The organism is Aeromonas sp. R7-5, assembly GCF_040908015.1.
In the GTDB taxonomy this organism is placed as follows: Bacteria; Pseudomonadota; Gammaproteobacteria; order Enterobacterales; family Aeromonadaceae; genus Aeromonas; species Aeromonas caviae.
Genome location: NZ_JBFOCZ010000013.1, coordinates 44,761 through 66,648, shown reverse-complemented (window position 1 = coordinate 66,648; position 21,888 = coordinate 44,761). Strand labels below are relative to the sequence as shown.

Genomic DNA, 21,888 nt, shown 5'->3' with positions numbered 1-21,888 from the left:
CCTGGTCAGGCGAGCCGGCTCATATCGCGTCAGTCATCACCCCTGGACATTGACCAGGATCCGGCCGCGCACCTGGCCTGCCAGGAAGGCATCCCCCAGGGTCACGACCTGGGAGAGAGGCACTTCCCGGGTGAGGAGATGGAGGCGGGTCAGGTCGAGATCCTCGGCCAGTCGGGCCCAGGCCTGCTGGCGCTGCGGGCGCGGTGCCATCACGCTGTCGATGCCATAGAGGGTGACGCCGCGCAGGATGAAGGGCATGACGGTGGAGGGGAAGTCCATCCCTCCCGCCAGACCGCAGGCGGCCACGGCGCCGCCGTAGCGGGTAGTGGCGCAGGCATTGGCCAGGGTGTGGCTGCCGACGGTGTCGATGACGCCGGCCCAGCGTTCCTTGCCCAGCGGGCGTCCCGGCGCGGCCAGTTCGGCGCGATCGATCACCTCGGCGGCGCCGAGGGACGTCAGATAGTCGGCCTCGTGCAGCCGCCCGGTGGCGGCCACGACCCGATAGCCCAGCTTGGCCAGGAGGGTGATCGCCACGCTGCCCACACCGCCGTTGGCGCCCGTCACCAGAATGTCACCGTCACCGGGGGTGATGCCGTGCTTCTCCAACGCCATCACGCAGAGCATGGCGGTGTACCCTGCGGTGCCGATGGCCATGGCGTCCCGGGGCTGGAAGCGCTCAGGCAGGGCGACCAGCCAGTCGCCCCGGACCCGTGCCCGCTCAGCCAGCCCGCCACTGTGGGTCTCGCCCACGCCCCATCCGTTGAGCACCACCTTGTCGCCGGGGTGCCAGTCGGGATGCTGGCTCTCCAGCACGGTACCGGCAAAGTCGATGCCGGGGATCAGAGGGAAGCGGCGTACCACGGGGGAGGCGCCGGTGAGGGCCAGGCCATCCTTGTAGTTGAGGGAAGACCACTGTACCGCCACGGTCACATCTCCGGCAGGCAATATCTCCTCGGAGAGGCTCTGGTAGCTGGCGCGATAACCCGCCTCGTCTTTCTCGATCAGAATACCGTTGAACATCTTGTCTACTCCCATTAATTGGACTGACTGACTATTAAACTTCGTAAAAAATCTATTTGGCCAAGGTCATGAAAAAGCGGAGAAAAGAGAGCATGGGCTCGGTATTGCCCACCAGGCGTGCGCGCAGTACGGCCCCTTCCCAGCCGATCCAGAACTGATGGGCGAGGGCAGGGCAGTCACATTCAGGGGGCAGCTCCCCCGCCGTCACGGCATCCCTCAGGCAGCGGGCGAGCAGCGCCTCCCAGTCGAGGAGGATCTGCTCGAGGCGCTGGCGCAGCTCGGGGGACAGTTGCACCACTTCCTGACCCAGGTTGCCCACAAGGCAGCCCCGCTGGAACGCATAACGGGTCATGCCCCGGCAGGCGCTGTCGACGAAGGCGACAAGGCGGGCCAGGGGGGGCAGGCTCTCATCCTCCAGATAGCGCGTCAGCTTGCGGCAGAAGTAATGGTGATAGGCATCCATGACCGCCAGGGTGAAGTCGTGCTTGGTGGCGAAGTAGTGATAGAAGGAGCCCTTGGGGATCCCGGTCGACTGCAATACCCGCTCGATGGAGGTGGCGGCGATGCCCTGTTCGGTCAGCAGCTCCATGCCCCGGCGGATCAACAGATCCCGGGTGTCGGCATAGGTGTGCCCGTGCTGGGCAGGGCGGCCGCGAGGGCGGCGGGGCAGAGCGTCGCTGGTTGGCATGGGGGTTATTAGACGCCTCAACTAGAAATGATGCAAGCCCGGGCCGGGCTAAGGCACGGGGGATGAGAGCGGGTGGTCGCGGCAAGATGGAGCCAGCGGGGCAGAAAACAGCGAGGGCGCCACTGGCGCCCTCGCATCGATGGGTGGCTGGGTCTCAACTGCGCAGCTTGTTGTAGACAAACAGCACGATCAGGGCGCCAACGGTGGCGATGATGATGCTCGGCAGGTTGAAGCCGGTGACCGTTCCCATCCCAAGCAAGGTGCTGACATAGCCCCCCACCATGGCACCGACCACCCCCAGGATCACTGTCATGAAGAAACCGCCGCCATCCTTGCCCGGCATGATCCATTTGGCCAGGATGCCGACGATCAGCCCCAGTACCACCCAAGTAAGAAATCCCATGGTCTTCTCCTCGTTGTGTGCAGAGAACCAGAGTATATGCAGGGATCCTGCTTGTATCCCGCCACAGCACGGCGTGAGTCAGAAACGGTCATATGAGACTCGCTCCTGACCATGGCAGGCAGAGGGCCTCAGCCGAGCGCGCGGGTGTCGAGGCGCTGCCCGGCGGGGGAGCACACCAGCACCGACCCCTGCTCGAACCAGTCCCCCAGCACGATGCGCCGCGCCGCACGCCCATCCAGGGTGAAGTCGTGGATGGCGGGTCTGTGGGTGTGGCCGTGGATCATCAGGCGGCAGCCGTGCTGGCGCAGCATGTCGTCTACCGCCTCCGGGGTCACGTCCATGATGATCTGGCTCTTGTGGGCATTCTCCATCTGGCTCTGGCCGCGCATCTTGTGGGCGATGGCCTGGCGGCGCGAGAGCGGCAGGCGCAGGAAGAGCCAGCGCAGCCACTTCTGTTGTGTGATGCGGCGAAACTTCTGGTAGCCCTCGTCCCGGGTGCAGAGCAGATCCCCGTGGCTCAGCAGCACCCGCTCGCCGTACAGCTCGATGACGCAGGGGTCGCCGAGCAGGGTCATGCCGGCCCGTTTGGCAAACTGGCGCCCCAAGAGGAAGTCGCGGTTGCCGTGAATGAAATAGAGGGGCACCCCTTGCTGGCTCAGGGCGAGAAAAGCATCGGCCACCTCGCGGTGGAGCGGGTTGGGGTCGTCGTCCCCAATCCAGAATTCGAACAGATCCCCCAGCACATAGAGGGCGTCGGCACCGGGCGCGCCTTCGGCCAGAAAGCGCACCAGGGCCGCCGTCATGTCGGGCCTGCCTTGGCTGAGGTGAATGTCACTGATAAAGAGGGTGCTCATGAGTTCCTGGGCATCATGGTAAGAGAGTCCCGCCTGGGGGCGGACAAGGCCTGTGACCTTGCTCGTCGAGCGGGTGGGGGAGGGAAGAGCAGCAGAGCCCCGCAAGGTTGACGCCCTCCAGGGTCAGCAACGCCTCGTAAGGGTCGCCGGACAGACCCAGCAGGCGGCACATGGCCGCTTCCCCCTTGAGCCCTTCATCAACGCGCAGGCGCAGCACTTCCCGGTGGAAGGGGGCGCCAAAGCGCTCAAGCAGGGCGGCCATCAGGCTGAGGTGGCGCCAGCCATGACACGCCTCGAGGGGATCAGGGGTGAGGTAGAGCTCGACTGGCCAGCACTGGCCATCGGGCCCGTGGCGTTGCTGCTCGGCGATCCAGACCTGTTCGCCCTTGCTTCGCACCTGCCAGCCTTGTGCTGCCAGTGTCGCGGCAAGGAAGGCCGGGTCTGGATGCTGGCAGAGGATGTCGAGATCGCTGCCGGGCCTATCCAGCCCGATGGCGATCGTGCTCACCAGGGCCAGATCGTTGCACAGGGGGCCAAGCTCATCCCACAGGCCGCCGCTCAGCAGGGCGTGGGCCGAGCGCTGACGTTCGTTGCCCTGGGCCAGATAGTCGAGGCGGCGCCAGTTGGGGGCGGCAGATGGAAAAACTGCGGCCGGGGCCGCAGTTGTGTCAGAGCCTGGCCGGCAGGGATTACTCGGCAAGGGTCACCTTGGTGATGACGACGTCTTCGGTCGGAACGTCCTGGTGCATGCGGCCGTAGTTGCCGGTCTTCACGCCCTTGATCTTGTTGACCACGTCCATGCCGGCGGTCACTTCACCGAACACGCAGTAGCCGAAGCCCTGGGTGGTGGCGGACTTGAAGTCCAGGAAGTCGTTGTTGTTCACGTTGATGAAGAATTGGGCGCTGGCGGAGTGCGGCTCCATGGTGCGGGCCATGGCGATGGTGCCGACCTTGTTGGACAGACCGTTGGCCGCCTCGTTCTTGATGGGAGCGCGGGTCTCTTTCTCTTCAAAGCCCGGGGCATAGCCGCCGCCCTGGATCATGAAGCCGTCGATGACGCGGTGGAAGATGGTGTTGTCGTAGTGACCGTCACGGCAGTATTGCAGGAAGTTGGCCACGGTCTCCGGGGCTTTTTCCGCGTTCAGGGTCAGGGTGATGTCGCCGTGGTTGGTGTGCAGAGTAACCATGAGTTGTCCTTTCATTTTGACGCGGGCAGCAAGGTGCCCGCAGGTGTATGGCATAAAGTGGTGGCAATTCTAGCCCATCAAGGCCCTGCGGCATAGATGGCAGGGGGGAGAGGGGGCTTTTTCTGCCTCGTTTTCTATACCGGATGCGGTTAGAATGGCAGGCCATTTTACTCACAGGCAGTGGTCATAAGATGCTGAAGATATACAACACACTCACTCGTCAAAAAGAAGAATTCAAACCTATCCACCCGGGCAAGGTGGGCATGTATGTGTGTGGCGTCACTATCTATGATCACTGTCATATCGGCCATGGCCGTACCTTCGTCGCCTTCGACGTCGTCGCTCGCTACCTGCGTTATGCAGGGTACGACCTCACCTATGTGCGCAACGTCACCGACGTGGACGACAAGATCATCAAGCGCGCCGCCGAAACGCACGTGACCTGTGACGATCTCACCGAGCGCCTCATCGGCGACATGCACCAGGATTTCGACGCCCTCGGCATGGTGCGTCCGGACATCGAACCCCGCGCCACCCAGCACATCGGCGAGATCATCGCCCTGGTTGAAACCCTGCTGGAAAAAGGGCACGCCTACGTGGCGGACAACGGCGATGTGATGTTCATCGTCGAGTCCTACGCCGACTACGGCAAGCTCTCGGGCCAGGATCTGGAGCAGTTGCAGGCCGGCGCCCGGGTCGACGTGGTGGATGCCAAGAGGAACCCCTTGGACTTCGTGCTGTGGAAGATGTCCAAGCCCGGCGAACCGACCTGGGACAGCCCCTGGGGCCCGGGCCGTCCTGGCTGGCACATCGAGTGCTCCGCCATGAACTCCAAGCACCTTGGCAACCACTTCGACATCCACGGCGGCGGCTCCGATCTGCAGTTCCCCCACCACGAGAACGAGATTGCCCAGTCCTGCTGCGCCCACGGCGGCGACTACGTCAACACCTGGATGCACAGCGGCATGGTGATGGTGGATAAAGAGAAGATGTCCAAGTCCCTTGGCAATTTCTTCACCATCCGTGATGTGCTGGCCCACTACGACGCCGAAACCGTCCGTTACTTCCTGATGTCCGGTCACTACCGCAGCCAGCTCAACTACTCGGAAGATAACTTGAAGCAAGCCCGCGCCGCCCTGGAGCGCATGTACACCGCCCTGCGCGATCTGCCGGCGGCCGCTGCCGCCGGTGGTGACGAGCAGGTGGCTCGCTTCAAGGAGGCGATGGACGACGACTTCAACACCCCGGAAGCCTACTCCGCCCTGTTCGACCTGGTGCGCGAGATCAACCGCCAGAAAGCCGAAGACATGGCCGTCGCCGCCGGCCTCGGTGCCCGTCTGCGCGAACTGGGTGCCGTGCTCGGCATCCTGCAACAGGATCCGGACGCTTTCTTGAAGGGTGACGAGGCGGACGAAGAGGTTGCCGAAATCGAGCGCCTGATCGCCGAGCGCAATCAGGCCCGCGCCGACAAGAACTGGGCCGCGGCGGATGCCGCTAGAGCCCGTCTCACCGAGATGGGCATCGTGCTGGAAGACAGCGCCGGCAAGACCAGCTGGCGCCGTGCCTAAGGCCGGTTGTCCTGTTGGTGCCTGGTGCCAACAGGTTGAGCCAATAAAAAAACCGCAGCCATTGGGCTGCGGTTTTTTTATTTAGTAGTGTAAACATCTTTATTGTTATTTTGTAATGTTGTTAATAGCAATATAATTCTCATACACATAGTCATACTTATGACGTAATGGAAGGATACTTCATCGATTATATATAGATAAATTCAGCATAAAAATATATTTTTAGACTTTAATATATAGTGATCATCTTTTGTTCACTGTTGCGACAAATATAAGTCAACCCAATCTGAACAATACTTGTCAACTTGCCATGTCTCCAGGCTAATAACAGACTGGGATGCAGTACTGAGAGACATATCAGATATTTTTTGGTCTATTTTATTTGCCTCTCCAGGGAGGTCATCTTTCCAGGAATTCCTCGCATTTAATAAGAAGTATAAAGAGCCTATAGCATTGTTTTGGAATTGTAAGACCTCTGAAAGCCATTTTGATGCATAACCTAAATTATGTTTACCAAAATAACTTTGACTTTCAGAGGAAAACATTTTAAATGATTTGCAGTACAGATGAACAGATTCCTCTATCTTGTTTAAATAAAACAAGCATCTTCCTACATTACCGTAAGATGAAGGTAATATGTTGTTATCAATCTCACGTGAACACATTTGCTCTAAGCTTTTATCGCCGCAAAAAAATTTAATCGCAATGTCAAGATTTGCTCTTAGTTTGGAGTCGCGTAAAGCTAAGTGATACCTATGCTTTCCAAACCACACATCATTTTCGCCTAAAACATCAATTAAATCAGATGCACTTTTTCCATATCTAATGGCTTCTGTGTAGTTGGCGTTAATCCAATTTTTATGACAAAGTGCTGATTTTGCTAGTATCATTGTTTTGTCAGGAGTTATAAATGTTTGTGTAAACCTATCCATATGCTTGTTAAAAAGTTCATCTTTCCCGAATTCAATCGAACGAGTAAAGAATGAATCAATAAAATCCATAAACCCTTGGATTTGATTTATTTTATGATGAGACCATGTGATTTTATCGAGGGCAAGGTCAGATAGTCTGAGATATTCCTCACAATACCCAGAGATAAAGAAGCTTTCACAAACCAATCGGAGTTCTGTTATGGAATCATTGATTCTATCTGCATTTATAAGAACTTCAATTTTCTTTGATATAAGTTCTATGTCTTCAGAGGGAAGAACTCTTCCAAATTTTTTCTTAATTAGCAAAATAAAGCCATTCAAATAATTAACGTATAAGGACATATAGCTTTCTTGTTCTTTTTTGTCATATTTCCCCTTGATAAACTCTCGTACTAGAGGGTGCAGTTCAATATACCCCTCACTCTCTTTTGATATAATTAAATTCAGAGATTTTAATGCCCGAACAGCTTTCTTATATTGATTGTAATTTATTTTTCTTTCTACTATCTTTGACAGGTCTTCTTCGGATTCTGAAACGTTACATATTGATAGTGTTCTTAATATTATGCGCTCTTTTTCCTTTAAACAATCCCACAAGTTTTCGAGGACTGTTGCTGACAGAATACTTGAAAAGTTAGCGTCAGATTCAGATATTCCCTTCCCCTCTATTTTTCTTAGAAGATCATTAATGCTGCTGAAATTAAGTCTGGACTGTGCGAGTATTAAGCCCATCCATAGAGGATGACCTTGTGTACAATTATGTAGGCGGATTGCTGTGTTTTCAATTTCTACATTTGTTACTTGATTATGGTACTTTTTTATTAAATCTTTTACGTCATCAATTTTAAGGCCTTCTAATCTGACTTGATGTGAACCTACACCTGCATAATGAATAAATGGACGACAAGTGAAAATAAACTTTGAATTGTGTTGATTTTTTATTGCTTTTTCAAAGAATAGTTTCATGTCTCCACTTGGCGTGAATTTTTCTAAGTCTATATATTTATCTATGTTATCAAAAACAAAGATTCCACGCTGTTCATTAAGTTGCTGGAAGAAATGGTTTACTAGAGACTCGGTATCTAACCCAATTATATCGTTGTGTTCAATCTTCCCTTTAGAGACAAGTTCTATAAGTGAATATAATTTTGTTTGGAGATTTAACTCCTCCTCTTTGAAGTCACGCCAATCACAGTAAGTATACAAACTTCTATCTGATTCAGATAAAAACTTTGAAGCTAAAGCAGATTTCCCTTGACCTCCGATACCAGTAATAAAAACGACTTTGTATGGAAGGTTGAGAGCTTTTAGCTCATCATATCTCCCTGCCCAAAATTCGACTTTAGGCGGAGTATCTTGTCCATGCAATGTTATTTCTCGATCTGAACTTATTATTTCTTGAGTAGAGTTTGAAACATCGCTATCTAAGATGCTATCTGATGACTCTAGAGATTTTATTTCCACTAATTTTTCTATTAGGCTAGGTATCTCATCAAAGTTATCAATTTTTATTGTATCAACAAATTTATGATTTATATGTTCGGTGGATATAACAAAGTGCTCACATCCCATGCCATTATACATGCTGTCTAAATCATCAAATAAATCTGTCACGTATGGGTCACTTAAACTAAAACCTATAAATAGACATGAATGTGATGAGATTATTTTTTGAAGTTGGAATTTTGCTAGTCCGTTACTTTCTTTATATAACGCATTGTAATCGGATGAGAATATTATTGCGTGGTCTATAGCATTACAACTGCCATGTATTTTCAATATGAATTCTTCTAAGTGATCTAGCTTTGATAATTTAAAATCACTCGATGGGTCAATGACTTCAATGTTGGTGTTGTGCTCAATCAAGGAGTCATAGTTTGTCGTTACTATTTTCCTGCTTATCATAGAAAGTTTTTGATAAAGTGGATTGTCAATAACCTTTTTTGTTGCTTTTTCAAACTCCTCATAAATGTCTTTGATGTTTTTCTTTTTGACTTTATCTAATACTTCCAGTTCAGAGAATAGTTTCTCTTCAAGAGCTAAGCGATATTTTTCCCCTTTCTCTATCGACGGATTTCTTAGTGCATCCATAATGATTTCTTTCCAAAGTGGAAGTCCAGAAATTTTGGATACACCTGCGCCAATGAATAGTAGTATTTTATTGTTTTTAATTGCAAGTTGCAGTGCGTATGGGATATTGGCATCCATGTTTATTAATTCCATATTTATTTATGATGTATGAGGCGAAAGTGGCTTGGCTTGTTATCCATTGCTCACATATTCTAGAACGTGTTAATTAGAGAGCGTGTTTATTTACCTTAAAAGTTATGCGTTATACGGCATTATGTTCAGTGAAATAGGATGTGCTTCTTACTCCCCGGGGTTAGACTATTTACCTCTGCCGAGGGGAAGGTCAAAGCCCATCGGCTCGTGCCGTGGGACAAACGGGTGAACCGAGGGAACCCGACGTAGTAGGGCGAACAAGTGGGAGAGAAGACCTTTGGTGTTATTTGCCAAAGAGAGCGGGTCTTTCCAAAGTCACTCGCCCAGCCGCGCAGCGGCGGCGAAACCCCGTCGAGGGCCGCGCCCTCGTGTCCTGCATGGCGAAGCCATGCCATTGAGGCGTGGGGCGGCATTCGCCAGGCAATGACGTTACCGACCCCCTCACCCTGACCCTCTCCCGCAAGGGGAGAGGGGATGGTTACCGCGGACGATGACGCTTCGCTAATCGACCCTACAGGCGTAGCCATGCCAAATGACGGTGAGTGACCCCTCACCATGTCCCTCTCCCTCAAGGGGCGAGGGGATGATAACCGTGGGCGAATACGCGGCGGGAATCGATCCGGCACCCAGGGGCGAGGGCAGGGTTGTGCCCCTGTGTTCCGCATGGCGACGTCGCTTGGGGTCCGGTTATGCCAAAATGTGAACAAATCGATCTTTCCCCCGGTCAATCGCGGTCTACCACTTGTCGGGCCCGCCCCGAGTTGGCTAAGGTAGCCGCCCATCAGATGCACGCAGTAGTGGAGGTAAGCATGGATAAAATATTGCTAGCGCTCTCGGAGCAGATGATAAACGCGCGGGATCTGGAGAGCCTGACCCGCCCCTTGCTGGAGATGCTGGCGTCGGTGACCGGGCTGGAGTCGACCTATCTCACCGAGATTGACCTCGGGCAAAGCACCCAGCATGTCCGTTATGCCCGCAATGTGGCCGGGCTGCAGATCCCCGAGGGGATGACGGTGGAGTGGAGCGATACCCTGTGTCGCCGCGCCATCGACGATGAGATTGGCTACACCGATGACGTCGCCGCCCAGTGGGGGGACTCCCAGGCGGCCAGCGAGCTCGGCATTCGCTCCTATCTGAGCAGTCCGGTGCGCACCTCGACCGGCTCCCTCTATGGCACCCTGTGCGGCGCCAGTACCGAACAAAAACCCGCGGTGGCGGGGGCGCAGCAGCTCATCGCCTTCTTCGCGCACTTGATTGCCGAACAGGTGGAGCGGGAGCAGCTGCTGCGGCAATTGCAGCAGGCCAACGACGAACTCTCGCGCCTGGCTCTCTCCGATCCCCTCACCGGGCTTCCCAATCGCCGCGCCCTGATGCTTGAACTCACCCGACTGTTCTCCCTGTCGGAGCGGGCAGGGCATCCGGTGCTCATCGCCTTTGTGGATCTCGATGGCTTCAAGGCCATCAACGACGAGTATGGCCACGAGGCGGGGGACAGGCTGCTCACCGCCATGGCGCGGCAACTGGGGGAGACCCTGCGTGGCGGCGATCTGCTGGCCCGCTTTGGGGGAGACGAGTTCGTGGCCGTGGGCATGGGGCCTTTCCCGGACGCCGACACGCTGGACGGGGCGGTGGCGGCGTTTCGCCAGCGCCTGTTCGAGCACAGCGTGCTGTCACTGCCGGTGGGGGATAAGGTGATCCATTATCCCGGTGCCAGTGTGGGGGCGGTGGCCGTGATGCCGGCCGAGGTCAGCGTCGAGGAGGCGCTGAACCGGGCCGATGCGAGCATGTATGCGGTCAAGCGCCAGCGCCGGGCCGCAGGGGAGGGCGGTAACCCGCCCCCTTCCAGTCAGGTGTCTGCCCCGCGATAGGAGCGGGGCGGGTTGAGAGGGCACAGGGTGGCGCGTCCACCCGGGTGCCAGTCTGTTTTCCCTTTTATCAGTTCGGAGCCCATTCCATGGTTCATCTTCTTGCCCGCCGTGTGCGCGCCCTGGCCGGGCGGGCGGCCACCCTGGTGGCCGGACTCTGCGAGTTTCAGCAGCGCATCTGGGTGGTCAGCATCGTCAAGGAGTCCTACACAGATACCTTCGTGGTCAACGAAGGGGGCTTCGAGGAGCCCTTGCAATGGATGCGCCGCAAGGGCTACAGCGCCGAGATGCTGGCCAGGGTGGAGGCCATGGCCCGATCCCAGGTGCTCCAGCTCGAGTGCGCCGGGCAGCATCACCGTCTGATGCGGGTGAAATAGGGGCGAAGCCGCCCCCGGATGGCCTGGGCGGCACCGCCGCCCGGGCATTGGCCACATATTCTGCCGCCCTCTTCGTATCAGACGGGGCAAATGGGTCGCAAGTTATGATTTTTCCGTGGTTCTCTCCGGTTTCAGACCACCGGAGTAGACGCAAATCGCGGAGTTGTAGCTGTTGAAGGTGACCGCGTAGTTGAAATCGCAGAAATAGGCCGGGTGCTTGGTGGCGACAATGTCCCCCGCCTTGCACTTGTCCTGCATCCCCTCCACCAGGGTGTCGTTGTTTGACCCGAGACAGGCCTTGCCGGTGGTCTTGTCACCGCCGCAGGCCATTAGAAGGGCGCAGACCGAGAGACTCATCAACCATTTCGCTGTGTTGTGCATGTGTGTTCCCAAGAGATCGGAGAGATGGCGGGGAAGGGCGTGAGCGCGGCGCTGCCCGATGACGGTGGCCAGCGGGCACGCTGCCGCCCCTGACTGTCGCTGCCACCGTGCGCCCTGCCCCTTGCCGTGAAAAAGGGGCCAACAGGCTCCTGCGCCCTATATTACGGACCCGAGGCGGTCTGCGTCACCCCTTGTCGTTGCAAGTGGTGAACATTAAACGGGTTTCGTGCGCTGGCTCAAAGGCGGGCCGGGGCCTTGGCGGCCCCGGCGGGGGAAGGGGTCAGGGGGAGGGGAAGTATTTGTGCTGGAGCTGCTGGAAGTCGCTGCTGGCCAGCACCTGGGTCAGGCCGAGCTGGAACTCCCTGACCAGGGCATCGTCCACCGGGTGGCTGAAGGCGAAGCAGTACTGCTCTGAGCTCAACATCCAGCGCACCTCGAACTGGGCGGGATCCAGCTGCTGGGTCTTGATGAGATCCAGCAGGGTGGACTTGTTGCTGGAGATCAGCTCGACCCGGCCCGAGGTGAGCATGCGCAGGGCCTGGGAGAGGCGGTTGGCGGTCATGATCTTCTGCTCGTCGAAGCCGGCGTTGAGCAGCAGTTGCTCCCCCACATCGGATCGCACGGCGCCTATGGTGTAGCGCTGGGCATCTTCCAGCCTGGTCAAGGTCAGGGGGCGACTGGCGAGCCCCATCAACACTATCTCGGCATAGCCGATGGGGCAGGCCCATTTGAACAGGGGATTGCGCGCCTCGGTGCGGGCGGTGGAGAAGAGCACCACATTGGGTTTCTGGGTCAGCAGGTAGTAGCCCCTGGCCCAGGGGAGGATGCTGACGGGCTGGACAGGGGTGCCGGTCTTTTGCCACACCAGGTGCAGCAGGTCGATGGCAAAGCCGGTCGGGGCGCCATCCTCCCCGGTGAAGTTGTAGGGTTTGTACTCTTCGGTGAGGTAGTGCAGGCTGGCGAGCGCCGGGCTGGCCTGGGTCGCGGGAGTGCCCCAGACCATGGCCGCGAGGGCGGCGCAGGCGACCAGTCTGTGAAGGGGGACTGCAATGTCTATGTTCATCCTGACCGTCCTGCTGCCGAGTGCCCAGTTTCAAGTGTTGCCAAGTCACGGCGTTTCGCCACCCGGCGCAGACGTTATCCGCCGGGGGCCGTCATCATCTTGCCACTCACAACCGTGTCGGCGCCCCCTTTTTACCAGGCCGGGCGGGTGTGACCCAGGGGGGTGAACACTTCGTCCCTCAGTCCCACCAGCAGGGTGCTGCCATCCTCCTGCAGACGAAACTCGCCGTAGCGGGCCGACTCATACTGATCTCCCGTGCCCTCTTCGAAGAAGAAGGCGTCAGGCCCGATAAACCACTGGCCGTCGCGCTGGCGCACCTTGAGCAGACGCTCCCCCGGGCCCGGGGCCTCAGGCTTGCCCCCTTCCACCCAGTGCACCACCTGATGTTCATCCAGGCGAACGACCAGGGTGTGGGGGCCGGCGGCGGCCTGGCGGCCCGCCAGCTGGCGGGCGAGGGCGTAGTTCAGGCGCATGTAGTCCCCCTGCATCAGGGAGCGGGGGTCGACCGGTGCCAGCTCGATCAGCACCACATCCCCCTGGCTCATGGCGTGCTCGAAGCGCCAGACGGTGGCGTTGATGCCGGCGAGCAGGGCAAGACCGGTCAGCAAAAAGGCGAGGCGTCTCATGAGGGGCTCCCGTTGTGAAGGTGCTTGAGCCACTGACGGGTACCGAGCAGCAGGGCCCCCGAGGCGAGCAGCAGCCAGGACTTGGTCATCAGGGTCAGCCCCAGATCGTAGTAATAGAGGGAGCCAAAGCCGAGCAGCAGGAGGCCTGCCAGGGTCATCAGGGCCAGGCTGCCGGCGTAGAAGCCGAGCACCAGCACCAGGGCGCCAGCCCCCATGCCGGGAATGATGGCGCTGATCACCACCAGTGGCAGCCCGTAGCGCAGCGGCAGCCTGAGGCGAACCATGACCGCGAGCAGCAGGGCGGCGCAGAGCAGGGGATTGAGCCAAAGGGGCAGGCGGGAGCTGCCGAGCTCATTGAGCACGCTGGTGCCTCCCTCCCACAGGGGGTGGTGCAGCCGTCCCAGCACCAGCAGGGAGAGTGCCAGCCCCAGGGTGAGGGATTCATAGAGCAGATGGCGGGCGGGATCGCGCTCCGCCTGCAGCCAGCACAGGGCGACGGCGCCCATCACCAGCGGCAGGGCCAGCAGGTGCAGGCCGAGGCAGGCGAGGGCGAGGGTGAGCAGGATGGCGGCGGCGAAGCTGTGGAACAGCCTGATCAGCCAGTGCTCGAACAGGGCGGCCACCCCGAGGGAGAAGGCGGTCAGACCGAACCAGAGCCACGCGACGTTCAGATCCAGCCTGTCCAGCAGGCCGTAGAGCAGCCAGGCATCTGCCGCCAGCGCCAGCGCCAGCACGAACTGATCCCAGAGATCGCTGCGGGTCGCCATGCGGTTGAGACCGAGGGCGGCGGCCATCAGCACCATCCCCATGGTGAGGGCGTTGTTGGGGGTGCGGGTCAGCTGCTCGAAGGCCATGAAGAGGAAGAAGAGCAGGAAGAGGGCGGCTATCCAGCCCACCATGCCGAGCAGAAAACGGCCCGACCAGTGGGGCTGTTCATCCCGGGGGGCATCCCCTTCCACAAGTTGGGCAGCACGCAGGCGCTCCCAGGGGGTGAGATCAGACATGCTGCCTCCGTTGTTGTTGCAGCCAGCGGCTGGCCATCACCGACAGGCCGATGGCGATGAGGGCCAGCAGCAAAAAGCCGTTCATGTCCGGCTCCATCCACTTGCCAAGGGCCGCGAGGATCACGGCGATGAGGCTCAGGCACCCCATGGCGAGCCCGGCGATGAACCTGTGGTGCCAGCGCAGGTAGGCGGCGCCGAGCCAGGCGAGCCAGGCAGGCCAGACCCAGGGAGAGGCGGCATCGAACAGGGCCAGCAGGGTAAGCAAGGTGATGCCGAGCCCCGCGGCCAGCCCCGCGAGCCAGGAGGGCATCAGGGCGTAGCGGGCGGGCACCAGGATGAGCAGACCCCAGAGGGCGGCGTTGAGCAGGGTCAGGCACCAGCCGAGGGCCTCCTCGTTGAAGGAGAATAAGAGATCGAGAAGGCCGAGCCGCCAGTAGAGCACCAGGGCGAGCTGACCGAGCAGCCAGGCCAGGGTCCAGAGCAGCGGGCTTCTGCCAAGGGCCGCCAGCGGCAGCAGCATCAGGGCCCAGGTGGCGAAGAGCTGCCAGGGGTCGGCGCCGGTCTGGTAGGTCTGGCCCACCAGGGCGAGCAGGGCGCCGAGGTTGAGGGCCAGGGCCAGCAGCAGGGCCTGGCGCGGGGTGTCACTCATGGGTTTGCGCCAGAGCACCAGGAGCATGGCGAGCAGGGGCAGCTCCAGCAGGGCGAGACGTGAGAGGCGCCCCAGGACCTGCCAGTTGAAGGCGACGAAGAAGACGAGGCTGGCGCCAAGGCAGAGGCAGCCTAGCCAGAGCAGCAGCCTGTCGAACAGCCACTGCCAGCGGGCAGGGCCGGGGGGCAGATCGCACAGGGCCAGGGCGGCAGGCAGCGAGGCCCGTGGCAGGCGGCCGCGCCTGACCCAGTCGAGCAGGGTCTGTCTTGAGGTGAGGTGCATGGGGGCTCCTGAAGCCGTGATGCCTGAAAGATAAGGCATTATGGCACGGCGACGCGTCTCGGGGCAGGGGCGCCGTCGACGCTGCGACACAGGTCGCGGCACGGGGCCATGTCTTTGCACTAAAAAGGCCCCCGCCGTGAGGAGGGGGCCTGAAGGACGTCCGGGGCGGCGGTGGCGATCAGTGCTCACGCTGATCCCCCGTCGGCTTCTATGGAGGTCAGGCGAAGATCAGGGTGGAGATGCCAAGCCCCGCAAAGAGGATGGCGCAGGCAATACGGATCCCCTTGAGGGGGAGCTTGTCGGCCCCGAGCTTGCCGAGCAGCACCACGGGCACGTTGGCCAGCATCATGCCGAGGGTGGTGCCGGTGATCACCTGGATCAGGGAGTCGTACTTGGCTGCCAGCAGCACGGTGGCTATCTGGGTCTTGTCACCGATCTCGGCGATGAAGAAGAGCACGAAGGTGGCCATGAAGGGGCCGTACTTGTCCAGGGAACTCTCTTCATCGTCCATCTTGTCCGGCACCAGGATCCAGGCGGCCATGGCGATGAAGGCGCCAGCGACCAGCCAGGTCATCACCTTGGGATCCATCCAGCGACTGATGAATTCCCCTATCCAGGCGGCCCCTGCGTGGTTGAGCAGGGTGGCAGCCAGCATGCCGGCGATGATGGGCCAGGGTTTGCGAAAACGACAGATGAGCAACAGGGCCAGCAGCTGTGTCTTGTCGCCGATCTCGGCGATGGCAACGCTGATGGTGGAGGTTAACAAGGCTTCCATAAAAATGACCGGGGGACGGAATTGTTATAAACCAAAGACAAGCCTGCGCCATCCGTCCCCGGTTTTGGCACTGGCCCGTCAAAGGTCTTGTCAAATCCGGCATTGCCCGGATCACCCTGACCATGGTGAGTTGGCACCAAGTATGTTGATCAGGATCGCGCACGGAACGGGCCCGTGGCGAGACTACTCCCCCTCGATGGGAGCGGGCATTCTAGGGAAAAACCCCCGGTGAGGCAAGGCGCGGGATGGGGAATTATCCCCCCACCAGCTTGACCTGAAAGCCGGCCTTCTCCAGTTCGGCCTTGATAAGGTCCCGTTTGTCCCCCTGGATCTCGATGATCCCCTCCTTGAGACCGCCGCCGGTACCGCACTTCTTCTTGAGCAGGGTGGCGAGGGCCTTCTGCTGGTCGACGGGAACGCCGTGGATACTGATGACCCCGGCCCCCTTGCGTCCCTTGGTCTCGCGGCGGATGCGCACGACCCCGTCGGCGGGGAAGGGGGAGGCGTGCTGGGCGGGGGCGGATTCCTTGATCATGCCGCCGTCCGTGCTGTAGACCAGGCGGCTGTTGTTGTCGTGACTCATGGCAATACTTTGTCGGTTAGCTAAGCGGAGTTTGATTTTACGCAAATAAATGTTGAGGGCACAGCTTATAATCCCCCCATTAAAAGCGAATTATTCTTGTTTAACTTCAGGAGCCCGTCATGGTACTCACAGAGCTGTCGCCGGGACAGAGCGCTCGCATCACGCACATGAACCACCTTGGCCGCGCCTTGCGGCGCAAGTTGATGGTGATGGGGCTGCTGCCCCAGACCGAGATCCTCTATCTGCGGGCCGCCCCCCTGGGGGACCCGCTCCAGATCCAGTGCCAGGGCATCTGCCTCTCCATGCAGCGGAGTCTGGCCCAGCAAATCGAGGTGGAGCCGGTATGAGCTACAACCTGGTCACAGTGGGCAATCCCAACAGCGGCAAGACCTCCCTGTTCAACGCCCTGACCGGCTCCCGCCAGCAGGTGGGGAACTGGAGCGGGGTCACCGTCGACAAGAAGATGGGGGCCTTTGCTGCCCGCGGGCAGGAATACACCCTGGTGGACCTGCCCGGCATCTATGCCCTGGCCAACCAGGAGGCGAGCCTGGACGAGCAGATCGCCAGTCGCTTCGTCCAGCGCCAGCAGCCGGATCTGCTGCTCAACGTCATCGATGCCGCCAACCTGGAGCGCTCCCTCTACCTCACCCTGCAACTGCGGGAGCTGGGGCTGCCCATGGTGGTGGTGCTCAACAAGATGGATCTGCTGCAAAAGCGGCGCATCACCATCGACGAGGCCTTGCTCGCCAAGGCGCTGGGGTGCCCCGTGGTGTCGCTCTCGGCCCACAATCGCCAGCAGGTGGCGGCTTTCAAAGAGGGGATCCACCAGTTTATCGGTCAGTCCCAGCCCGCCCTGGTGCTCGACTACGGTCAGCCCCTCGAGGGGGACATCGCCGAGCTGGAGACCCTGCTCGCCCCCCATCATCTGCATCGCCGTGGCCGCGCCCTGCGCCTGCTGGAGGAAGACATTGCCATGCAGGAGACCCTGGCGGCGGGGCAGCAGGCGGCGGCCGACAACGTGGTGAGTCGCGCCCACCACGCCCAGGACATCGACCTGCAACTCGCTGATTTGCGCTACGGCCATATCCACCACTGGTGCCAACAGGCGTGCCGTCATCAGGACAAGCTCACCGTCGCCCAGAGCGAACGGCTGGACAGGGTGCTGCTCAACCGCTGGGTGGGCATCCCCTTCTTCCTGCTGGTGATGTACCTGATGTTCATGTTCGCCATCAAGGTGGGCAGCGCCTTCATCGATTTCTTCGACATCCTCGGCGGGGCCCTCTTCGTGGACGGGGTGCACCACCTGCTGGGGCTGATGAATGCCCCCGACTGGCTGGGAGCCGTGCTCGCGGACGGCGTGGGTGCCGGTTTGCAGACGGTGGCGACCTTCATCCCCGTGGTGGGCTGCCTCTTTCTCTTCCTCGCGGTGCTGGAGAGCTCCGGCTATCTGGCCCGCGCCGCCTTCGTGGTGGACGCCCTGATGCGTCGCCTCGGCCTGCCCGGCAAGGCCTTCGTCCCCATGCTGATGGGCTTTGGCTGCACCGTGCCCGCGGTGATGGCGACTCGCACCCTGGGGTCGGAGCGCGAGCGGCTGATGACCTCGGCCATGGCGCCCTTCATGTCCTGCGGTGCCCGTCTGCCGGTCTACGCCCTGTTCGCGGTGGCCTTCTTCCCCGAGTCGGGGCAGAACCTGGTGTTCGGTCTCTATCTGTTCGGCATCCTGGTGGCGGTGCTCACCGGCCTCTTCCTGCGCAGCACCCTGCTGCCGGGCAAGAGCGACTCCATGGTGATGGAGATGCCCGATTACGAGTGGCCCCGTCCGGTGGACGTGGGGCTGCGCACCTGGCAGAAACTCAAGGGCTTCATCTTCGGCGCGGGCAAGACCATCGTCCTGATGGTGGCGGTGCTGAGCGTGCTCAACTCCCTCGGCACCGACGGCAGCTTCGGCAACCAGGATCAGGAGAACTCGGTGCTGAGCAAGCTGAGCCAGTCCGTGACCCCGGTGCTGCATCCCATAGGCGTGCGGGACGACAACTGGCAGGCCACGGTGGGCATCCTCACCGGCATCTTTGCCAAGGAGGCGGTGGTCGCGACCCTCAACAGCCTCTACGCCGGCGGCGCCGGTGATGAGGAGCAGAGTGAATACTCCCTGCTGGGCAGCCTGAAAGCGGCGCTGGCCACCATTCCCGCCAACCTGGCGGACATCGACCCCGCCGATCCCATGGGGCTCAAGGTGGGGGATCTGGAGGACAAGCAGGCGGCAGCCGAGGCCCAGGAGGTGGACACCTCCACCTACGGCAACATGCAGACCCACTTCGACGGCGTGGCCGGAGCCTTTGCCTACCTGCTGTTCGTGCTGCTCTACATGCCCTGCGCCGCCGCCATGGGGGCTTTGGTGCGAGAGACCGGTCGCCAGTGGGCCCTGTTCACCGCTGCCTGGTGCAACTACGTCGCCTTCCTGTGCGCCACCCTCTTCTATCAACTGGCGACCTTCGCCGCCCACCCGGCGCAGAGCCTGGTCTGGAGCCTGAGCTATCTGCTCTCTCTGGTGCTGCTCTGGTGGCTGGGGCGTCGTCACGGCGACATCGTCGCCCGCAAGGTGGTGACCCTGTGAAGGGGCTCATGGTCAGGGGCGAGTGCGCCGAGAGGGAGGGTATTCTGTGATCCTGCGTGAACTGGGGGACTATCTGGCCCTGCACAAGAAGGTGAGCCGGCGGGCGCTGGCCCGCCACTTCCACACCTCCGAGGATGCGGTAGAGGCCATGCTCGGGGTCTGGATGCGCAAGGGGCGCGTCGCCAAGCGGGAGAGCCGCCTGTGTGGCGGCTCCTGCTGCGGCAAGCACGAAGAGGTGACGTTCGAGTGGTGCGAGCCCGGCCAGATAGGGCTGGTTCAGAAGGGCTGACGCCTGCCCATATGCAAAAGGGAACCCGAGGGTTCCCTTTTTCGTGGCCGCCGGGCCCGTCTCAGAAGAGGTCTCCTTCGTCCTTGGTGGGCTCCAGGCTCCAGCCGCTCGCCGCCGCGCTGTTGCCTATCTGACCCTTCTCCCGCCAGAGTTTGATCTTGAGGCGCAGGTTGTTCTGGGAGTCCGCGTTCTTCACCGCCTCCTCCTCGTCGATCACCCCCTCGACCACCAGATCGAACAGGGTGCTGTCGAAGGTCACCATGCCAAGGGCCCTGGATTTTTCCATGATCTCCTTGAGGCCGCCAAACTCGCCGCGCTTGATGAGATCGCGCACCGTGTGGGTCCCGAGCATCACCTCCACCGCCGCCCGGCGCCCGCCGTCCGTGGTCTTCACCAGCCGCTGGGAGACAAAGGCCTTGAGGTTGTTGCCAAGGTCGTTGAGCAGTTGGGGTCTGCGTTCCTCCGGGAAGAAGTTGATGATGCGATCCAGCGCCTGGTTGGCGTTGTTGGCGTGCAGGGTGGAGATGGCCAGATGCCCGGTCTCCGAGAAGGCGAGGGCATGCTCCATGGTCTCCCGATCGCGGATTTCGCCGATGAGGATGACGTCCGGTGCCTGTCGCAGGGTGTTCTTCAGGGCCGCGTGGAAGCTGCGTGTATCCACCCCCACCTCCCGCTGGTTGATGATGCTCTTCTGGTGGCGATGGACGAACTCCACCGGATCCTCGATGGTGATGATGTGGCCGCCGCTGTTGCGGTTGCGATGATCGATGAGGGCCGCGAGCGATGTGGATTTGCCGGACCCCGTGCCGCCGACGAAGAGCACCAGACCCCGCTTCTCCATGATGGTGTCGAGGAGCACCGGAGGGAGTTTGAGATCCTCGAAGCGGGGGATCTCGGTCTTGATGTTGCGCGCCACCAGGGAAACTTCATTTCGCTGCTTGAAGATGTTGACCCGAAAGCGGCCTATCTGGGGCAGGGAGATGGCGAGGTTCATCTCCAGCTCCTTCTCGAACTGCTGTTTCTGCTCGAGATCCATGATGTCGTAGGCGATGCGGGCCACCTCGCCCGACCCCAGGGGCTCCTGGGTGAGGGGGCGCAAGGCGCCGTTGAACTTGGCGCAGGGGGGGGCGCCGGTGGAGAGATAGAGATCGGAACCGTCCTGTTTGGCCAGGATCTGCAGCATGTCTCTCAATTCCATGAGGGGCCTCGTCGCTCAAAGGGCTGGGGGATGATGAATGGCTTGAGTGTACAGCCTCAGGCGCCGGTCAGTTTTTCGCGGAACACAAAAAAGACCGCGCCCAGGATGCACAGACCCGCCCAGAGGTAGTCCCATTTCAGATCTTCTTTCAGATAGAAGATGGAGAAGGGAACGAACACGGTGAGGGTGATCACCTCCTGCAGGATCTTGAGCTGGCCGACGGAGAGCACGGTGTGGCCGATGCGGTTGGCTGGCACCTGCAACAGGTATTCGAACAGGGCTATCCCCCAGCTCACCAGGGCGGCGATGATCCAGGGTTTGTGATTCATGCTCTTGAGATGGGCGTACCAGGCAAACGTCATGAAGACGTTGCTGCAGATGAGCAGGCCGATACTGGTCATGATGGGGTTCATTAGGTTCTCCTTTTAAATCAATGCATTTTATCTCGACTCCATGGGTTTTCATAAGTGGTGCTTGAGGGTATTTTTAGCTCACAAGGATGTAACAAAAGAAGGCGAAAGCTGGATGGGCAAGACAAGCTGGGGTGCGCTTTGTCTGTTGTTTGCCTGCTGGGCGCAAGGTGCGCCGACCCTGACGGTGGCCACCGATGTCTGGCCGCCGTTTCGCATGCTGGCAGAGAACGACGACTTCCAGGGGCTGGATATCGACATTCTGCGCCAGTTGCAGGCACGCAGCGGCATTGTGCTCACCCTCAAACGGGTGCCCTGGGGACGGGCACTCAAACAGATGCAGACCGGTCAGGTGGATCTGATGATAGGGCTGGCTCACACCGAGGAGCGGGCCGCCTTCATCGACTACCTGCAGCCGTCCTATTACCAGTGCCGGCCTGCCTTCTATGGCAAGCCCGCCGCCGTGGCCGGCCTCAGGCGCTACGAGGATCTGCGAGGCCGCGAGATAGGCTATGTGCTCAACTCCGCCTACTTCCCTCCCTTCGATGGCGACACCCAGCTCGACAAGCACGGGGTCCCCACCGAAGACCAGTTGCAGCGCATGGTGGAGCGGGGCCACCTGCCCCTGATGATAGGGACCGACTGCCAGGTGGATTACGCCCTGAGCCAGCGCAACGACGCCGGCCTCGTCAAGGCGCCCTTCCAGCCCCCCAACCCGGTGGTGCTCTACCTCGGGATGAGCAAGCACTCACCCCACCACGAGCTGGGCCCCAAGCTGGCGCAGGCGTTGCAAGCCATGGTGGAGAGCGGCGAGATAGCGGCGCTGGCCAAGCCCTACCAGCCTTGACCTTGGGTGGTAACGCGCTGTTATCATGCAGCTTTCCTGCCTGCCCCCCG

23 protein-coding genes are annotated in these 21,888 nt (G+C 59.6%); 7 read left to right on the top strand and 16 right to left on the bottom strand.

Going from position 1 to position 21,888, the window contains the following annotated elements:
• Positions 1–36 precede the first annotated feature (36 nt).
• The 6 genes from AB5Y53_RS05040 to AB5Y53_RS05015 all read right to left on the bottom strand — a co-directional run bounded on the left by AB5Y53_RS05040 (position 37) and on the right by AB5Y53_RS05015 (position 4,152).
• Positions 37–1,020 (bottom strand): MDR family oxidoreductase, encoded by a 984-nt coding sequence (locus tag AB5Y53_RS05040; RefSeq protein ID WP_319900274.1) that lies wholly within the window; start codon positions 1,018–1,020, stop codon positions 37–39.
• Between the two features lie 52 nt (positions 1,021–1,072).
• Positions 1,073–1,708, bottom strand: coding sequence for a TetR/AcrR family transcriptional regulator (locus AB5Y53_RS05035; RefSeq protein ID WP_368181267.1), 636 nt, complete (start codon positions 1,706–1,708; stop codon positions 1,073–1,075).
• 154 nt (positions 1,709–1,862) lie between these two features.
• Positions 1,863–2,111 carry a GlsB/YeaQ/YmgE family stress response membrane protein gene (locus AB5Y53_RS05030; RefSeq protein WP_010675223.1) on the bottom strand — a complete coding sequence of 83 codons (249 nt, stop codon included), beginning with the start codon at positions 2,109–2,111 and terminating at the stop codon, positions 1,863–1,865.
• A 128-nt stretch (positions 2,112–2,239) separates the two neighbouring features.
• Positions 2,240–2,965: a UDP-2,3-diacylglucosamine diphosphatase gene (lpxH, locus tag AB5Y53_RS05025; protein WP_368181266.1), complete on the bottom strand. Its 726-nt coding sequence runs from the start codon at positions 2,963–2,965 to the stop codon at positions 2,240–2,242.
• Between the two features lie 13 nt (positions 2,966–2,978).
• A complete protein-coding gene (locus AB5Y53_RS05020) occupies positions 2,979–3,665 on the bottom strand; it encodes a DUF4269 domain-containing protein (protein ID WP_368181265.1) in 687 nt (228 codons plus the stop codon).
• Positions 3,655–4,152 (bottom strand): peptidylprolyl isomerase, encoded by a 498-nt coding sequence (locus AB5Y53_RS05015; RefSeq protein ID WP_010675220.1) that lies wholly within the window; start codon positions 4,150–4,152, stop codon positions 3,655–3,657. Before AB5Y53_RS05015 ends, AB5Y53_RS05020 begins: the two co-directional genes overlap by 11 nt.
• Before the next feature lie 191 nt (positions 4,153–4,343).
• On the opposite strand from AB5Y53_RS05015, the gene cysS reads away from it, so the two are divergent.
• Positions 4,344–5,720, top strand: coding sequence for a cysteine--tRNA ligase (gene cysS, locus AB5Y53_RS05010; RefSeq protein WP_368181264.1), 1,377 nt, complete (start codon positions 4,344–4,346; stop codon positions 5,718–5,720).
• A gap of 254 nt (positions 5,721–5,974) precedes the next feature.
• Here the strand turns inward: cysS and AB5Y53_RS05005 are convergent, their stop codons facing one another.
• Complete coding sequence (locus tag AB5Y53_RS05005) at positions 5,975–8,860, bottom strand: SIR2 family protein (RefSeq protein WP_368181262.1); 2,886 nt, start codon at positions 8,858–8,860, stop codon at positions 5,975–5,977.
• Between the two features lie 824 nt (positions 8,861–9,684).
• Between AB5Y53_RS05005 and AB5Y53_RS05000 the strand changes: the two genes are divergently transcribed.
• Positions 9,685–10,743 (top strand): GGDEF domain-containing protein, encoded by a 1,059-nt coding sequence (locus AB5Y53_RS05000; protein ID WP_368181260.1) that lies wholly within the window; start codon positions 9,685–9,687, stop codon positions 10,741–10,743.
• Between the two features lie 86 nt (positions 10,744–10,829).
• Positions 10,830–11,117 (top strand): hypothetical protein, encoded by a 288-nt coding sequence (locus AB5Y53_RS04995; protein ID WP_039041204.1) that lies wholly within the window; start codon positions 10,830–10,832, stop codon positions 11,115–11,117.
• A gap of 102 nt (positions 11,118–11,219) precedes the next feature.
• Here AB5Y53_RS04995 and AB5Y53_RS04990 read toward each other — a convergent pair whose 3' ends face one another.
• The 7 genes from AB5Y53_RS04990 to AB5Y53_RS04960 all read right to left on the bottom strand — a co-directional run bounded on the left by AB5Y53_RS04990 (position 11,220) and on the right by AB5Y53_RS04960 (position 16,480).
• Positions 11,220–11,498, bottom strand: coding sequence for a hypothetical protein (locus tag AB5Y53_RS04990; protein ID WP_029314742.1), 279 nt, complete (start codon positions 11,496–11,498; stop codon positions 11,220–11,222).
• Between the two features lie 280 nt (positions 11,499–11,778).
• Entirely contained in the window at positions 11,779–12,501 is a 723-nt protein-coding gene (locus tag AB5Y53_RS04985) for an ABC transporter substrate-binding protein (protein WP_042880787.1), read from the bottom strand.
• A 191-nt stretch (positions 12,502–12,692) separates the two neighbouring features.
• On the bottom strand, positions 12,693–13,187 hold the full coding sequence (locus tag AB5Y53_RS04980) for a GDYXXLXY domain-containing protein (protein WP_368181259.1): 495 nt from the start codon (positions 13,185–13,187) through the stop codon (positions 12,693–12,695).
• On the bottom strand, positions 13,184–14,191 hold the full coding sequence (locus AB5Y53_RS04975) for a DUF4401 domain-containing protein (protein WP_368181258.1): 1,008 nt from the start codon (positions 14,189–14,191) through the stop codon (positions 13,184–13,186). The genes AB5Y53_RS04980 and AB5Y53_RS04975 overlap by 4 nt, the downstream gene beginning before the upstream one ends.
• A complete protein-coding gene (locus AB5Y53_RS04970; RefSeq protein WP_368181256.1) occupies positions 14,184–15,122 on the bottom strand; it encodes a DUF2157 domain-containing protein in 939 nt (312 codons plus the stop codon). Before AB5Y53_RS04970 ends, AB5Y53_RS04975 begins: the two co-directional genes overlap by 8 nt.
• A gap of 217 nt (positions 15,123–15,339) precedes the next feature.
• Positions 15,340–15,897 carry a TMEM165/GDT1 family protein gene (locus AB5Y53_RS04965; RefSeq protein ID WP_010675206.1) on the bottom strand — a complete coding sequence of 186 codons (558 nt, stop codon included), beginning with the start codon at positions 15,895–15,897 and terminating at the stop codon, positions 15,340–15,342.
• A gap of 253 nt (positions 15,898–16,150) precedes the next feature.
• Positions 16,151–16,480: a translation initiation factor gene (locus AB5Y53_RS04960; protein WP_010675205.1), complete on the bottom strand. Its 330-nt coding sequence runs from the start codon at positions 16,478–16,480 to the stop codon at positions 16,151–16,153.
• Between the two features lie 119 nt (positions 16,481–16,599).
• Between AB5Y53_RS04960 and AB5Y53_RS04955 the strand changes: the two genes are divergently transcribed.
• The 3 genes from AB5Y53_RS04955 to AB5Y53_RS04945 are packed head-to-tail and all read left to right on the top strand — an operon-like array spanning position 16,600 to position 19,383.
• A complete protein-coding gene (locus tag AB5Y53_RS04955) occupies positions 16,600–16,827 on the top strand; it encodes a FeoA family protein (protein WP_010675204.1) in 228 nt (75 codons plus the stop codon).
• Positions 16,824–19,094 (top strand): Fe(2+) transporter permease subunit FeoB, encoded by a 2,271-nt coding sequence (feoB, locus tag AB5Y53_RS04950; RefSeq protein ID WP_368181255.1) that lies wholly within the window; start codon positions 16,824–16,826, stop codon positions 19,092–19,094. The genes AB5Y53_RS04955 and feoB overlap by 4 nt, the downstream gene beginning before the upstream one ends.
• Before the next feature lie 46 nt (positions 19,095–19,140).
• Positions 19,141–19,383: a FeoC-like transcriptional regulator gene (locus AB5Y53_RS04945; RefSeq protein WP_039041210.1), complete on the top strand. Its 243-nt coding sequence runs from the start codon at positions 19,141–19,143 to the stop codon at positions 19,381–19,383.
• 61 nt (positions 19,384–19,444) lie between these two features.
• Here the strand turns inward: AB5Y53_RS04945 and tapW are convergent, their stop codons facing one another.
• Both tapW and AB5Y53_RS04935 read right to left on the bottom strand, forming a co-directional pair.
• On the bottom strand, positions 19,445–20,581 hold the full coding sequence (gene tapW, locus AB5Y53_RS04940; protein ID WP_201969296.1) for a type IVa pilus ATPase TapW: 1,137 nt from the start codon (positions 20,579–20,581) through the stop codon (positions 19,445–19,447).
• Between the two features lie 56 nt (positions 20,582–20,637).
• A complete protein-coding gene (locus AB5Y53_RS04935) occupies positions 20,638–20,994 on the bottom strand; it encodes a DMT family protein (protein ID WP_010675200.1) in 357 nt (118 codons plus the stop codon).
• Between the two features lie 112 nt (positions 20,995–21,106).
• On the opposite strand from AB5Y53_RS04935, the gene AB5Y53_RS04930 reads away from it, so the two are divergent.
• The gene (locus AB5Y53_RS04930; RefSeq protein ID WP_069785238.1) at positions 21,107–21,838 is read left to right on the top strand and encodes an ABC transporter substrate-binding protein; all 732 of its coding nucleotides are present in this window, start codon (positions 21,107–21,109) and stop codon (positions 21,836–21,838) included.
• Positions 21,839–21,888: the final 50 nt, after the last annotated feature.